Source organism: Sulfuricaulis sp., assembly GCF_024653915.1.
Classification (GTDB): Bacteria; Pseudomonadota; Gammaproteobacteria; order Acidiferrobacterales; family Sulfurifustaceae; genus Sulfuricaulis.
Genome location: NZ_JANLGY010000001.1, coordinates 46,265 through 61,001 on the forward strand (window position 1 = coordinate 46,265; position 14,737 = coordinate 61,001).

At 57.6% G+C, this 14,737-nt stretch carries 11 protein-coding genes; 2 read left to right on the plus strand and 9 right to left on the minus strand.

The window, feature by feature from the left end; genetic code table 11:
* Nucleotide 1: 1 nt before the first annotated feature.
* The 8 genes from ribD to tgt form a co-directional block, all read right to left on the minus strand.
* Entirely contained in the window at nucleotides 2–1,108 is a 1,107-nt protein-coding gene (ribD, locus tag NUV55_RS00225) for a bifunctional diaminohydroxyphosphoribosylaminopyrimidine deaminase/5-amino-6-(5-phosphoribosylamino)uracil reductase RibD (RefSeq protein WP_296669330.1), read from the minus strand.
* Nucleotides 1,105–1,662: a transcriptional regulator NrdR gene (gene nrdR, locus NUV55_RS00230; protein WP_367280300.1), complete on the minus strand. Its 558-nt coding sequence runs from the start codon at nucleotides 1,660–1,662 to the stop codon at nucleotides 1,105–1,107. The genes ribD and nrdR overlap by 4 nt, the downstream gene beginning before the upstream one ends.
* 136 nt (nucleotides 1,663–1,798) lie before the next feature.
* On the minus strand, nucleotides 1,799–3,064 hold the full coding sequence (gene glyA, locus NUV55_RS00235) for a serine hydroxymethyltransferase (protein ID WP_296669331.1): 1,266 nt from the start codon (nucleotides 3,062–3,064) through the stop codon (nucleotides 1,799–1,801).
* A gap of 354 nt (nucleotides 3,065–3,418) precedes the next feature.
* Nucleotides 3,419–4,804 carry a hypothetical protein gene (locus NUV55_RS00240; protein ID WP_296669333.1) on the minus strand — a complete coding sequence of 462 codons (1,386 nt, stop codon included), beginning with the start codon at nucleotides 4,802–4,804 and terminating at the stop codon, nucleotides 3,419–3,421.
* Nucleotides 4,805–4,924: 120 nt separating this feature from the next.
* Nucleotides 4,925–5,857: a protein translocase subunit SecF gene (gene secF, locus NUV55_RS00245; protein ID WP_296669335.1), complete on the minus strand. Its 933-nt coding sequence runs from the start codon at nucleotides 5,855–5,857 to the stop codon at nucleotides 4,925–4,927.
* A 9-nt stretch (nucleotides 5,858–5,866) separates the two neighbouring features.
* Nucleotides 5,867–7,792: a protein translocase subunit SecD gene (gene secD / locus NUV55_RS00250; RefSeq protein WP_296669336.1), complete on the minus strand. Its 1,926-nt coding sequence runs from the start codon at nucleotides 7,790–7,792 to the stop codon at nucleotides 5,867–5,869.
* Nucleotides 7,793–7,904: 112 nt separating this feature from the next.
* A complete protein-coding gene (gene yajC / locus NUV55_RS00255) occupies nucleotides 7,905–8,240 on the minus strand; it encodes a preprotein translocase subunit YajC (protein WP_367280304.1) in 336 nt (111 codons plus the stop codon).
* 128 nt (nucleotides 8,241–8,368) lie between these two features.
* A complete protein-coding gene (tgt, locus tag NUV55_RS00260) occupies nucleotides 8,369–9,490 on the minus strand; it encodes a tRNA guanosine(34) transglycosylase Tgt (RefSeq protein ID WP_367280305.1) in 1,122 nt (373 codons plus the stop codon).
* 220 nt (nucleotides 9,491–9,710) lie between these two features.
* Between tgt and NUV55_RS00265 the strand changes: the two genes are divergently transcribed.
* Nucleotides 9,711–11,072, plus strand: coding sequence for a peptidylprolyl isomerase (locus NUV55_RS00265; protein WP_296669341.1), 1,362 nt, complete (start codon nucleotides 9,711–9,713; stop codon nucleotides 11,070–11,072).
* On the opposite strand, the gene queA is transcribed toward NUV55_RS00265, so the two are convergent.
* Nucleotides 11,036–12,064: a tRNA preQ1(34) S-adenosylmethionine ribosyltransferase-isomerase QueA gene (gene queA, locus NUV55_RS00270; RefSeq protein ID WP_296669342.1), complete on the minus strand. Its 1,029-nt coding sequence runs from the start codon at nucleotides 12,062–12,064 to the stop codon at nucleotides 11,036–11,038. The two genes, NUV55_RS00265 and queA, sit on opposite strands and share 37 nt — an antisense overlap.
* 113 nt (nucleotides 12,065–12,177) lie before the next feature.
* On the opposite strand from queA, the gene glgP reads away from it, so the two are divergent.
* Complete coding sequence (glgP, locus tag NUV55_RS00275) at nucleotides 12,178–14,736, plus strand: alpha-glucan family phosphorylase (RefSeq protein WP_296669344.1); 2,559 nt, start codon at nucleotides 12,178–12,180, stop codon at nucleotides 14,734–14,736.
* Nucleotide 14,737: the final 1 nt, after the last annotated feature.

The following is a 14,737-nucleotide window of genomic DNA, read 5'->3' on the forward strand; positions in this document are numbered from 1 at the left end:
TTCAGCTCTTTTTTTCACTCACCCGGGCAATGAATCGCCAATCCTGTCCCACGGCCCTGGAATCCGTGATTTCCAGGTTGATACGATCGGACATGCGCAGTAACGGTGGAAACAGGAACATGCCGCGCTCATGGCTACCCATTACATGGGGCGCGTAATACAGCACCAGCTCATCCACCAGGCCCTGGCGCAGCAACACACCACACAGGGTGGCGCCTGCCTCGACCAGGACTTCATTCACTTCCAGCCAGGCCAGGTGCTTGAGCAACGCCGCCAGATCCACGGATTTATGAGGTGTTGAGAAATGCGCGACCTGGGCGCCGGCGGCCTTCAGTGCATTGGACGATGCCACATCGTCACTGGCCGTCACTATCAGTGTCTCGCCATCGCCACGCAACATGCGTGCCTTGGGCGGCATGCGCAAGCGGCTGTCGAGCACGATTCTCAGTGGTTGTCGCCCTGTCTTGAAATCACGCACGGTCAGCTGCGGATCGTCCGCCAGCACGGTTTGCACGCCGGTCAGAATCGCCGAGCTGCGCGCACGCCATTTTTGCACGTCAGCGCGCGCCGCTTCGCTGGTAATCCATTTGCTGTCGCCGTTTGCCATGCCAGTTCGGCCATCGAGGCTGGCGGCGAGTTTCACCCGTACATAGGGACGACCGCGCGTCATGCGGCTGATGAAGCCCGGATTAAGCGCCTCGGCCTCACGCTCCATCAGGCCGACCGCGACCTGGATTCCATGGGCCTCGAGTTCCTTGAACCCCTTACCCGACACCAATGGATTGGGATCGCGCATGGCTGCCACCACGCGCTTTACACCCGCCTTGATGAGCGCCGGCGTACAGGGCGGAGTGCGTCCTTCGTGGCAACACGGTTCCAGCGTCAGGTACACGCCGGCACTGTGGGTGTTCATCTTACCGGCTTTCTGCAAGGCATCGATTTCGGCGTGCGGTTGTCCGGCGCGTTCATGCCAGCCTTCACCGACGATCCTGCCGTCCTTGACGATGACACAACCCACGCGTGGATTGGGATCGGTGGTGTACAGGCCGCGGCGCGCCAGTTGCAGCGCACGCGCCATGAATTGCGCATCGGCGGCGGAGGTAGTCATGACTTTTTCCCGGACGGCTTGCGACCGTTACCAGCCGGTGGTTTAACTGATGGTTCCGGTTCGGGGATCAGAGACAGCTGTTTGCGTCGCAGCTCGGCGCTGGGCTCATTCTGCAGACGTTGCACCTCGTCGCGAAAAGCGTTCAGATCATCGAAGCTGCGGTAGACGGACGCGAATCGCACGTACGCGACCGGGTCGAGCTCCTTCAGCTCATCCATGACCCACTCGCCGATTTGGCGCGAAGGCACTTCGCCCTCGCCGCTCGCCATCAGTTTGTGGCGGATGCGTCCAATGATCTTTTCAACGGCATCGGTATCCACCGGGCGCTTTTCCAACGCGCGCGCAAGGCCGTTGTTCAGTTTCTTTTCATTGAAGGGTTCACGCCGCCCATCGGATTTGATCACTTGCGGGAGACGCAGTTCGGCGCGTTCAAACGTGGTGAAACGTTCACCGCAGACTTCGCACTCACGCCGCCGGCGCACGGAATCGCCATCATCGGACAGGCGCGAATCCACGACGCGGGTTTCATCGGCGGAACAGAACGGGCAGCGCATATTTCAAAATAGTAGCAAGTGGCGAGTAGCAAGTAACAAGGTAAAAATTTCCCACGTGTTTTTGATACTTGCTACTTGAAACTTGCGATGTACAGGGACGTACAAGTGTCGCGCAAGGCAGGATGCCGAGAGCGGCCTAGTTGCTACTTGATTCATAAACCGGAAATCTGCGGCAAATCTCCTGCGCCTTGGCCCGTACCGCGGCGCGCACCGAGACATCGCCCAGGCGGTCGAGGATATCGCAAATCCAGCCGGCCAAATCGCGCGACTCTTTCTCGCCAAAACCGCGCGTAGTGATCGCCGGGGTGCCGATGCGCATACCGCTGGTAATGAACGGGGATTGCGGGTCGTTCGGAACGGTGTTCTTGTTCACCGTGATGTGCGCCTCACCCAGGGCCGCCTCGACATCTTTCCCGGTCAGACCCTTGTCGATGAAACTCACCAGGAACAAGTGATTGTCGGTGCCGTTGGAAACAACCTGGTAGCCGCGATCGATCATGACTTTTGCCATGGCGCGCGAATTATTCAGCACCTGTTGCTGATAGGTCTTGAACCCCGGTTCCAGCGCTTCCTTGAAGGCCACGGCCTTGGCGGCGATGACGTGCATGAGCGGGCCGCCCTGCGTGCCGGGAAAAATCATTGAGTTCAGCTTTTTCTCGATCTCGGGATTGGCCTTGGCCAGAATGATGCCGCCGCGCGGTCCGCGCAGGGTCTTGTGCGTTGTTGACGTGGTGACATCGGCGATCGACACCGGGTTGGGATAAATGCCCGCCGCCACCAGTCCCGCCACATGCGCCATGTCCACGAACAGATAGGCGCCGACCTTGTCGGCGATTTCGCGGAATCGCTGCCAGTCCACCACGCGCGAGTAGGCGGAGAAACCGGCTACGATCATTTTTGGCTTATGTTCCTGCGCCAGACGCTCGACCTGCGCATAATCGATCTCGCCGGTTTTTTCATTCAGGCCATACTGCGCCGCGTTATAAATTTTTCCGGAGAAATTCACCTTCGCCCCATGCGTGAGATGCCCGCCGTGCGCGAGACTCATGCCAAGAATGTGATCGCCCGGATTCAAAAGCGCCATGTACACCGCGGCGTTGGCCTGCGAACCCGAGTGCGGCTGCACGTTAGCGTAGGCCGCGCCGAACAACTGCTTGGCGCGCTCGATGGCGAGGCGCTCGGCCACGTCCACGTATTCACATCCGCCGTAGTAGCGCTTGCCGGGATAACCCTCAGCGTATTTATTGGTAAGCTGCGAACCTTGGGCCTGCAACACGCGAGGGCTGGCGTAATTCTCGGAGGCGATCAGCTCGATGTGGTCTTCCTGACGGCGGTTCTCGTTTTGGATGGCGGTCCACAGCTCATCGTCAAAACCCTTGATGGTCATGTCTTTGGTGAACATTGAGGCCCTGAACTCCTGTATGTGGTGTCCCGCATCGTCCCCAACCCCCAGCGGTGGGGTTCAGGCGGGCTGAAAAGCGGCTAAGGATATACGATTCAGGCCACCGATGCATGATGGCCTCGCAAGCTTTCTCCCCGCTAATCAGCCGTCATTCCGGCAATGCCGGACAAAATCGCCGGGAGCGATTTTGGACAGCTGAAGGCTGGCCCGAAGGGCGGAATACAGGGATGTATTCCGCAATCCAGTTTATTAATGCATTTATTGCCTTAAATTATCTGGACCCCGGCTTCCGCCGGGGTGACGACAAGCTTTTCAGCGGACTCTCGTTCCTACCGCTGCACATTTCGTACGCACTCATTTACTCTGCGGACGCAGACGCACCACCGCGCTGGTGTCGAACGGCATCTGGGTATGCGCGTTCGGAAACGAAGCGTAATTGGTCCAGACGTCGCCGTTCTCAGTGAAGCTCACGGTGCGCGTGTACGCGCCCCGGCGCGGCAGGCGGTAGATCGTGAATTGCTTCGTCTTCGGGTCGAGCCGGTAAAGACTGTCGGAACCCGAGCCGGTGATCCAGAAATCGCCGGTGTAGCGGTTGCGGCGGATGCCGTAGGGAAAATCCCCGGGGATCGGCAGCGCGATCCGGTCCGTGACCTTGCGCTTGCGCGTGTCGTAGATGGTGATCTTCCCGGTCGCTAACTCCGGTATCCACAGCACGTCGTCCTTGTCGATGGCGAGGCGCTTGGGCCCGACGGATTTCTGCTCCATGTCCTGTTCCCAAGCCGTTCCGGTTTTGGGGTCGAGCATGCCGAGGCGGTTGCCGTGGGTTTCGGTGTACCAGAGATTGCCCTGGCTGTCGGCGACCGCGGCGTACAAGTGCACGCCCTTCTCCGGCAAGCTGGTCGTGCGCGGCGTCGTGAAGTTCTTCACTTCACCGGTCTTCGGTTTGAGGCGAGTCAGGAATTCGCGCGAGAAGTTGGTCATCCAGATGCCGCCATCCGCGTCCTCGTGGATGTAACGCTCGGCATCCATCACGAAATACTGGATGTTCGCGCCCTTCTGGAAATCGGAATAAACCTTGAATTCTTTCTTATTGGGATCGAAGCGGATCACCTGCTCCGACTTGGTGAAGGTCATCCAGACCATGCCGTCGCGTGTGGTGTCGATCTGGTGCGCCCCGCCCGGCTTGCCCGGCTCGACCGTCACGGGAATATCGAAACTCTCCACCGCGCCGCTCTCGATATCGGTGCCGTAGAGCTTGTTGCCGAAGTAGTCCGCGGTCCAGGCGCGGCCTGCGCTCACCGTCATGTCGTGATAGAAACCGGTCTTGGCCCCGGCCGGGTATTCGCGGATGTCTGCTTTCGCCGTCTCGAAGTAGCGCCCGTGCTTGGGCATTTTGGCGTTGGCCGTCAGCCACTGCGCCAGTTCCTCGGTATCGAGCCGGATGAGATTGAGTTCAAGGCTGTCGTCGGTCTTCTTCATGCGCGCGATGACCTCGCGCCATTCCTCCAGCGACTTGCGGTAGGCCACCGGTGGGCCCATCTGATGGCACGGCGTGCACCCGAGTATCACCTGCCGCCGGGTTTCGCCTTCGGGCAGCATGGCGATCCAGTCAGCCGAACGCACCGGCTCGGCCTGCGACCGCTCATCTTCAGGGTAAATGAATTTCTCGGAACAACCGGAGACCAGAAACAGAAACAACAGGAAAAATCCCAGCCGCACCCGCGTAAATCCGTGGATCATCGCCATCTCCTCGCTTGTAGTGGAAAGCACCTGCGCTGGGCCGCAGGTAGGGGAATTATTCCATTGTGCCATCAGGCGCACAACTCTAGGATAGGACAGAAATAACGAGAGGAAGATTATTTAAGGACGTCCGTCCTCAATCGTGTCTTTCTTGGACGGCATCAGGTCTTCGCGCGAAACACCCAGCCACATGACGATGGGGCTCGCCACCAGTACCGAGGAATATATCCCGAACAGGATGCCGATGGTCAGCGCCAAAGCAAAATAGTGGAGCGCCTCGCCGCCGAAAAACAACATCGCGAGCACGGCCATCTGGGTGCTGCCGTGTGTGATGATGGTGCGGGAGATAGTGCGTGTAATGGCGTTGTCAATGATCTGGATCGTATTACTCTTGCGCAACTTGCGAAAATTTTCCCGCACGCGATCAAACACCACCACCGACTCGTTCACCGAATAGCCCAGGATCGCGAGCACGGCCGCCAGCACCGGCAGCGAGAAATCCCACTGGAACAACGCAAAGCAACCCAGAATGATCACGATGTCATGCAGGTTGGCGATGATCGCCGCTATGCCGAATTTCCATTCGAACCGGAACCAGAGGTAGAGCACGATACCGATGGACACGAACAACAGCGCCAGCGCGCCGTTTTCCACCAGTTCGCTTCCGATCTGGGGGCCGACAAATTCCACGCGTCGCAGCTCGACAGCGGGGTCCGTCTGACGCAGGGACGTTATGACGGTCTCGGAAAGATTGGCGCTGGACGTATCTTTTTTCAACGGCAGGCGAATCAGGACATCGCGCGCGGTGCCAAAATTCTGCACGGCGGCGTCCGGAAAGCCGAGTTTGGTGAGCGCATCCCGTATCTGGGGGACATTGGCCGGCTGAGTGTAGCTAACCTCCATCACCGTGCCACCGGTGAAATCGACGCCAAAATTCAGTCCCTTGCTAATCAGGAAGAACACCGCGAGGACAAACGTGACGGCCGAAATCACGTTGAACACCAGCGCGTAGCGCATGAAGGGGATGTCTTTTTTGATCTTGAAGAATTCCATGGTGCGTCTCTATCCCTGCGCCAGACTGGTTTCTTTCCAGGCGGTGTTGCCGATGGATATTTTTTCGAGCTTGCGCCGGCCGCCGTACAGCAGATTGGCCATGGCGCGCGACACCATCACCGCGCTGAACATCGAGGTCATGATGCCGAGACACAGCACGACCGCGAATCCACGCACCGCTCCCGAGCCGAACAGGAACAGCGCCAGGCCGGCGATCAGCGTGGTGACGTTGGAATCGAAGATGGTGCCAAACGCGCGCTCGTATCCGGCATAGATACTGGCCTGCGGGGTGTTGCCGTTGCGCAATTCCTCGCGGATGCGCTCGTTGATGAGCACGTTGGCGTCAATCGCCATGCCGACGGTCAGCGCGATCGCGGCCATGCCGGGCAGCGTCAGCGTGGCCTGGAGCATGGATAACAAGGCCACCAGCAACACGACGTTGACGGCCAGCGCCGCCACCGAGATGAACCCGAAGACGACGTAGTAGACGATCATGAAAAGCGCGATCGCCGCAAAACCGACCCAGATTGACTGAAAACCCTTGGCGATATTATCAGCGCCGAGGCTCGGACCCACGGTGCGTTCTTCGATGATCTCGACCGGCGCGGCAAAGGCGCCGGCGCGCAGCAACAACGAGAGCTCATTCGCTTCTTGCACCGAATCCAGGCCTTCGATCTGGAAGCGCTTGCCCAATTGTGAGCGAATCACGGGCGCCGTAATCACCTCTTCCACGCGCCGGGTCACGCGCACCGGACGCCCGTTCGCATCCAGCACCGGCCTGCCCTGTTCGTCAAGTTTGGTGTCCGATTTGATTTCGACGTAGTTCACCGCCATGCGCTTGCCGACATTCTCGCCGGTGACACGTTGATTGATGGCCGCACCGCGGGCGTCGAGGGTGATGGAAACGATCGGGGTACTAGACTGGCTGTCAAAACCCGGGGCGGAGTCGATAATGTTGTCACCCGAGTAGATCAGCCGGTTCTTGAGCAGGATCGGACGTCCATCGCGCATCTTGTAGAGCTTCGAGCCGGCCGGTATCTGACCGGAAAGCGCACCCGCCAAGTCATGCTCCTCGTCCACCATCATGATTTCGAGGGTTGCCGTGCGCCCGAGGATTTCCTTGGCCTTCGCGGTGTCCTGCACACCGGGCAACTGCACCACGATGCGATCCTGCCCCTGCTGCTGGATGATCGGCTCAGCCACACCGAGTTCATTCACGCGGTTTTGCAGGGAGGTAATATTCTGTTCCAACGCGAAGCGGTTTTTTTCCGTGACCGAGGTTGGCTTCATTTGTGCGCTGATAACGAAGTCCCCGCTGCGCTCTATTTCGCTGAATTCAAGATCAAGCAGTTCCTTGCGCACCACTTCCAGGCCCTTTTCACGTTCAGCCTTGTCGCGGAAGCGGATCTCGATGCCGCCGCGCTCCAGCCGGTTCACCGTCAGATACTGCACTTTTTTCTCGCGCAGGATGCGGCGCATGTCGTCGGTGTAATTTTCCTCGGCTTTCTTGAGCACCGCCGCCGTGTCCACTTGCATCAGAAAATGCACGCCGCCACGCAGATCGAGGCCAAGATACATGGGCCTGGCATTGACCACCGCGAGCCAGGCCGGTGTTGCCGGCAACAGATTGAGCGCCACAACATATTTATCGCCCACCTCATTCTGGATCAGATCGCGTGCGTGTATTTGGGTCTCCGTATCGACAAAGCGGATCCGCGCGCCCTGCTCATCAAGTGCCGCTGCGGTGTATGCGATATTCGACTGTTTGAGCTTTCCCTCGACGCGCGCAAGCAGGGCCTGGTCAACCTTGGTGGTGCGTGTGGGAGAAATCTGGACCGCGGGGTACTCGCCGTAAATGTTCGGCAAGGCATAAACAAAGCCGATCACGACAATGACGAGAATCAGGAGGTATTTCCAGAGCGGATATTTATTCATTTAATTTATTTTGCACCGCAGAGGGCGCAGAGTTCGCTAGAGAAACTATATAAGTTAGCTTTTTTAAATTTCAAGCTCTCTGTGCCCTCTGCGATCTCCGCGGTTAAATTTATTACACCGACTTGATCGTGCCTTTGGGAAGAACGGTTTGTACCGCCTGGCGTTGTACCTTGATCTCCACGCCGTCGGCGATGTCCACCGTGATATAGCCATCGCTGAGATTCGTGACCTTCCCGAGCACACCGCCGCCGGTGACGATTTCGTCACCCTTGGCCAGTGCGGTGATCATGGCCTTGTGCTCCTTGGCGCGCTTGGCCTGCGGTCGAATCAGGATGAAATAAAAAGCCGCAAACAGCACACCGAGCATGATCAGCGTCATGAAAGGACTGCCCTGCGAAGCGCCCGCGGCGGCGGCCGGGGCCTCGGCCCAAGCTTCAGAGATAAAGATATTCATTGATAATTCCTCTCAACAAAAATTCACAGGATTAACAGGATTGTTCAAGATTAACAGGATTTAATTCAAATCGGGTTTAATCCTGTAAATCCTGAGAAATCCTGCCAATCCTGTCTATTCTTTCAGTTTTCAGGACTGTCCGGGGGTTCCGGGCGGCGCATACGATAAAACTTCTCGATGAAATCATCCAGCTTTTTTTCACTTATTGCGTGACGCAAACCCTTCATCAGACGCTGGTAATAGTGCAGATTGTGGATCGTGGCGAGCCGGGCACCCAGAATTTCGTTGGCTTGCTGAAGATGGCGGATATAAGCACGGCTGTAATTCCGGCAAGTATAACAGTCACACAACGCATCCACCGGCCCGGTGTCGCGGGCGTGGCGACTGTTCTTGATTTTGACCGCCCCATCATGGGTGAAAAGCCAGCCATTGCGCGCGTTGCGCGTGGGCAGCACGCAATCGAACATGTCCATGCCGCGGCGCACTGCCTCGACCAGGTCTTCCGGCGTGCCCACGCCCATGAGATAGCGCGGTTTGTCGGTCGGCATCTGCGGCGCGAGATGGTCGAGAATGCGGAACATGTCGGTCTTGGTTTCGCCCACGGACAGGCCACCGATGGCATAGCCGTCAAAACCGATTTGCTTAAGCCCGGTGAGCGAAATATCCCGCAAATGTTCATACATTCCACCCTGCACGATGCCAAAAAGCGCAGCTGAATGATTCTCATGCGCGACCTTCGACCGCTCGGCCCAGCGCAACGACAGCTCCATCGAGGCGCGTGCCTCGGGCTCGGTCGCCGGATGCTGCGTGCATTCGTCAAAGATCATGATGATGTCGGCGTCGAGCGCCTGCTGTACCGCCATGGACTCTTCCGGTCCGAGAAAAATCTTCGTGCCATCCACCGGCGACTGGAATAGCACGCCCTTCTCGCTCAACTTTCGCAATTGCCCCAGGCTCCACACCTGAAACCCGCCCGAGTCGGTGAGGATGGGGCCATCCCAGTGCATGAAGCGGTGCAGCCCACCGTGCGCCTTGATGACATCCACGCCCGGCCGCAGCATGAGATGAAAGGTATTGCCCAGAATAATCTCGGCACCGATCTCGCGCAGTTCCTCCGGCGTCATGCCCTTAACGGTGCCGTAAGTGCCGACTGGCATGAAAGCAGGCGTTTCGACCGCCCCACGCTCAAAGACCATACGACCACGACGGGCTGCACCGTCAGTGGCCAGCAATTCGAATTTCAGACTCATGGCGAGCGTCGATGGTAGCACAGCCGCTCCGCACCCCTATCGCATGCGGCGCGGTCAATGACATACAGCAATGCCAGTTCTGCGGAGACTTATCGCTGCTGCAAAAGCACACTAAAACAGCCGGTTAGTTCCGCATTTGGAGCCTTCTGCGCGTTATGTGAAAATGCGAGGAATAAATAAGCTCCTTCAATGTACAGGGAGCGGGAGGAGGGTTGTGAAAGTCTCGTCGTTAATTTCCCTGATCGTTATTTTCTTTCGTTGTCATGGGCGCGGCCGGGCGTATTGGAGAATCACGGCCTGTGCCGCCATTGCGTCGGCGCTCTCCTCGCCTCTACTTACAGCAAACACAATCGTGCGGATGGAGATCAATTTCGGCAATACTCCGGCCGGCAATATTGACATCGAGCTTTACGACGATCAGGCCCCAATAACTGTCACAAACTTTCTGCACTACGCTGGCAGTGGCCGTTACACGACCAACGGATTCATCCATCGCCACGCGACGATAAATTCCAGCAGCGTTTCGGTCATTCAGGGGGGTGGATACGAGTACTATGAGTATTCCCAGGGAATATCCGTCGTTCGCCATATTCAGGTGGACTCACCGATTAGAAATGAATTCTCTCCATTGCGGTCGAACGTCCGCGGCAAGATCGCAATGGCCAAAACAGCCAATCCCGATAGCGCCACCAGCGAATGGTTTATTAACTATGCTGATAACTCGGCAGCTCTCGACAACCCCAACAATAGCGGCGGATTCACTGTTTTCGGAGACGTAATCGCCGGGATGAATGTCGTCGATGCGATCACCAACTTGTCGGTACAGCCTTCAAATTTATGGATCTCTCCTAGTCAGACAATGCCATTCAACGAGTTGCCCGTCATCAATAGTTTCGACCCGGCATCAGACTTGGATTTAAACAACAAACTCGTGATGGTGAACCGCATCCCCAATGTCGCATCAACGCGCACGGATCTGGGAACCATGCCAACGTTTACGGCCGATGTTGATATGGCATTTGACCCTGCTTTTGTCGGGACTGCGACAAAAGACTACGCATTAAAATTGCTGTCGAGCTTCTCCTCTCCACAAAACCAATCCGTCCATTTCAACAATGGAATACATACCATGAAGGTGAGTGGTGTTATGGGCTCAGCGGGTCGTATCGTGACACTGCGTGACGGCGCCTCCGTGCGCCCGACCCACTATTACGCCTACGGCGCGACGCCGGATAATCCGACTCCACACTGGTACGACTTTGCGTTCGACGGCACAACCGGCGCCGAGATCCTGGGCGACAAGATTTTGCTGCATTTCGTGGACGGCCAACGCGGCGATGAAGACCTGACGGCTAACAGCATTACTCATACCGGCGCGCAGGCGGTGGTGACGACAACCGGCTCAAATCAGTCCGCCCAGTCGGGAGGCTGCTCCATCGCGACGACACCATCGAAAACGCCGCGCGGCGGAGATTGGGTTATGGTTTCCCTGTTTCTCGGCATGCTGGCGCTCGTCAGGAGACGCGCCCGCCGCCAATTTCAGCGCGAGCGCGTGACGAACATCGCGTCTCCGTAACTGTAGAAACGGTATTTCTGCTCTACTGCATGAGAATAGGCATTCATCACATTTCCCGTTCCGCCGAAAGCGCACACCAGCATGAGCAAAGTGGATTCCGGCAAATGAAAGTTAGTCAATAACGCATCGACAATCTGGAAGCGATAGCCGGGATAAATAAAAATATCAGTTTCATTTTCAAAGGTATTCACGCGCCCGTCCCGTGCGGCCGTTTCCAGTGCCCTTACCACCGTTGTGCCAACAGCCACCACGCGACGACCTTCATTTTTTGCGGCATTTATTTGATCGCAGACATCAGGCATAACTCGAAGATATTCCGCATGCATGCGATGCTCGCGGATATCGTCAACCCGCAACGGCTGAAACGTGCCGGCGCCGACGTGCAGCGTGACGAAGGCGCTGTCCACGCCCATCTCCTTCAGCCGGCTGAGCATGGCCTCGTCGAAATGCAGACCGGCCGTGGGTGCCGCCACCGCCCCACGCTGGCGTGCGTACACCGTCTGGTAACGCTCGCGGTCGGCGGTTTCATCCGCGCGTCCGATGTAGGGCGGCAGCGGTACATGACCGATGCGATCCAGAATATCCAGGATTGGCTTATCCGTATCAAATGTAAGTTCATAGAACTCGCCGTCACGGCTTTGCACCACGGCCGTTACGTCCCCTTCCAGCATTAACTTCTGTCCCGGCTTGGGCGATTTGCTGGCCCGCACCTGGGCCAGCGCACGATGCGCATCCAGCAGGCGCTCGATCAACACTTCAATGCGCCCGCCGCTGTCCTTGTGCCCAAGGAGTCGCGCCGGAATCACGCGCGTGTCATTGAAAACAAGCAGATCTCCCGCTTGCAATAGACTCGGCAGATCGGTAAAACGCAGATCGCGAATAACGCCGCTGGCACTTTCAAGATGCAACAAGCGGCTGGATGTGCGCGGTGACGCTGGATATTGCGCTACCAACTCCGGGGGCAGGGAATAATTAAAATCGGATTTACGCATGACGTTGGCCGGGTAACGCATAAGCGGCGCGGAATTGCCGCAGTCACCCTGAACGGGGACGTCATACTATACTATGTAGCCTGAGACTGTCCCAGAACGAACCAAGAGAAAATATGCCCGGCACACGCTACACACTTGAAGTTCAGCCGGTCCTGCCGGAACGCCTGAAGCGCCTGAAGGAACTGGCCAACGATTTGCTTTACAGCTGGGATCGCGAAGTGCGCGCGTTGTTCTTCCGCCTCGATCGCGAACTGTGGGAATCCTGCGGACACAATCCCAAGGTATTCCTCCGGCGCGTAGCGCAGAAACGGCTGAATGAAGCCGCCGAAGACCGCGTGTTCATGGAGGATTACAACCGCGTCCTGTCTGTCTACGACACCTACCAGCAGGAAACCGCGCGCGCCGACATTCTGCAATATCTCGACCCCAAGGAAGACCTGGTGGCCTATTTCTGCGCCGAATTCGGTCTGCATGAGAGTTTCCCGATCTACTCCGGAGGCCTTGGCATCCTTGCAGGCGATCATTGCAAGGCGGCAAGCGATCTCAACATCCCCTTCGTGGCCGTCGGCATGCTCTACCGGCAGGGCTATTTTACCCAGACCATTGACGCGCGCGGCAGCCAGGTCGCGCACTACCAGCCCACGCATTTCTCCGACCTGCCGGTGGCTCCGGCACTGGATGTGGATGGCAAGGAAATCCACGTGCATATCGACCTGTCGGACAAACGCATCACACTTAAGGTCTGGAAGGCCAAGGCCGGCCATATCACGCTCTACCTGCTCGACAGCGATCTGCCGGAAAACGACGAGTCCGACCGGCGCATCACCTATCAGTTATACGGCGGCGACATCAACACGCGCATTCAGCAGGAAATGGTTCTCGGCATTGGCGGTGTGCGCGCACTGAACGCCGTCGGCCACAAACCCACGGTATGGCACATCAATGAAGGTCACGCTGCCTTCCAGATTCTGGAGCGCTGCCGCGAATTTGTCGCCCAGGGTCTGGATTTCGACAGCGCCCTGGAACTGGTGGCGGCCAACACTGTTTTCACGACCCATACCCCCGTACCCGCCGGCCACGACATCTTCGACTACGTACTGATGGGAAGGTATTTCGGTCATAAAGTGAAGGCGCTTGGCCTGGACATGGAGAAACTGTTCTCCCTGGGCTCGAGTCCCGACGGACAGGGCGGCTTTAACATGACAGCATTGGCCTTCCGCGGTTCACGTTTTCGCAACGGGGTTTCCCGCATTCACGGCGACGTAGCTTCGCGCATGGCAGCCTACATCTGGCCGCAGATCCCGCCGGAGGAAAACCCGGTCGGTTGCATCACCAACGGCGTGCACGTGCCTACGTTTCTGGCGCGCGAGTGGTCGAACCTCTTTGATATGCGCTTTGGTGGCGGCTGGCGTAGCGAGCTCCTCAACGAGGCATTCTGGAAACACATCGACGACATCCCCGATCACAGTTACTGGAGCCTGCACCAATCGCTGAAAGCGGAAATGCTTGCCGAGGTGAAGCGTCGGTTGATCTTCCAGCATCATCGCAATGGCACCAGCGAAGCACTGATCGAGCGCTATGTTCAGTACCTTACCCCGCACGATGCTGACGTACTTACGGTGGGTTTTGCCCGGCGCTTCGCCACCTACAAGCGCGCCACGCTGTTGTTCTCCGACCCGGTGCGGTTGGCGCAACTCCTAAATGATCCGAAACGACGCGTGCTGTTTATTTTCGCCGGCAAGGCGCACCCACACGACCTGCCGGCACAGCGACTGATTGAAATCGTCCACGAATATTCACGTCGCCCGGAATTTGAAGGCAAGATCATCCTGCTGGAAGGATACGACCTCGCGCTCGCGCGCAAACTCGTGACCAGCGTCGACGTCTGGCTCAACAATCCCGAGTACCCACTGGAGGCCAGCGGCACTTCCGGTGAGAAGGCCGGCATCAACGGTGTCATCAATTTGAGCGTGCTCGACGGCTGGTGGGGCGAGGGTTACAACGGCGACAATGGCTGGGCGATCACACCGCACGGCCCGCAATACGACAGCAGCTACCGTGACCGCGAGGAAGCCCAGGAATTGCTCGATATCCTGGAAAAGCAGGTGATTCCGCTTTATTACGGCCGTAATGGCCACGGCTATTCGGAAAATTGGGTGAAGAAATCCAAGAATTCAATGAAGTCTCTGATTCCGCGTTTCAATGCCCAGCGCATGGTAATGGATTACGTCCGCAACTATTACGCCCCTGCCAAGCGGCAGCGCCTGATGATGATGGGAAACAACTTCGCGCGCGCCAAGGAGATTGCTTCGTGGCGCAAACGGCTCGATCAAAGCTGGCCGAAGGTCAGTGTGTGGCGAGTCGACAGCAATCGGTCGGAAATCCGCGCCGGTGAAGCGCTTGAATTGCGTGTGAAGACGCGCCTGAACGGCTTGCATCCGGACGACGTGCTGGTGGAATGCCTGGTGGGATATGAATCGGAGAACGGCGAGTTCATAAGACTGGACAGCCATATTTTCACCGCCGAAACGCCGGACCAGTCGGGCGAAACCCAGTTCAAGCTGGATCTTAATCCACGGCTATCGGGCTTGCAGTATTACAAAATCCGCATGTTCCCTTTCCACCCAGCCCTGTCGCACCGATTTGAATCAGGCTACATGCTCTGGCTGTAGT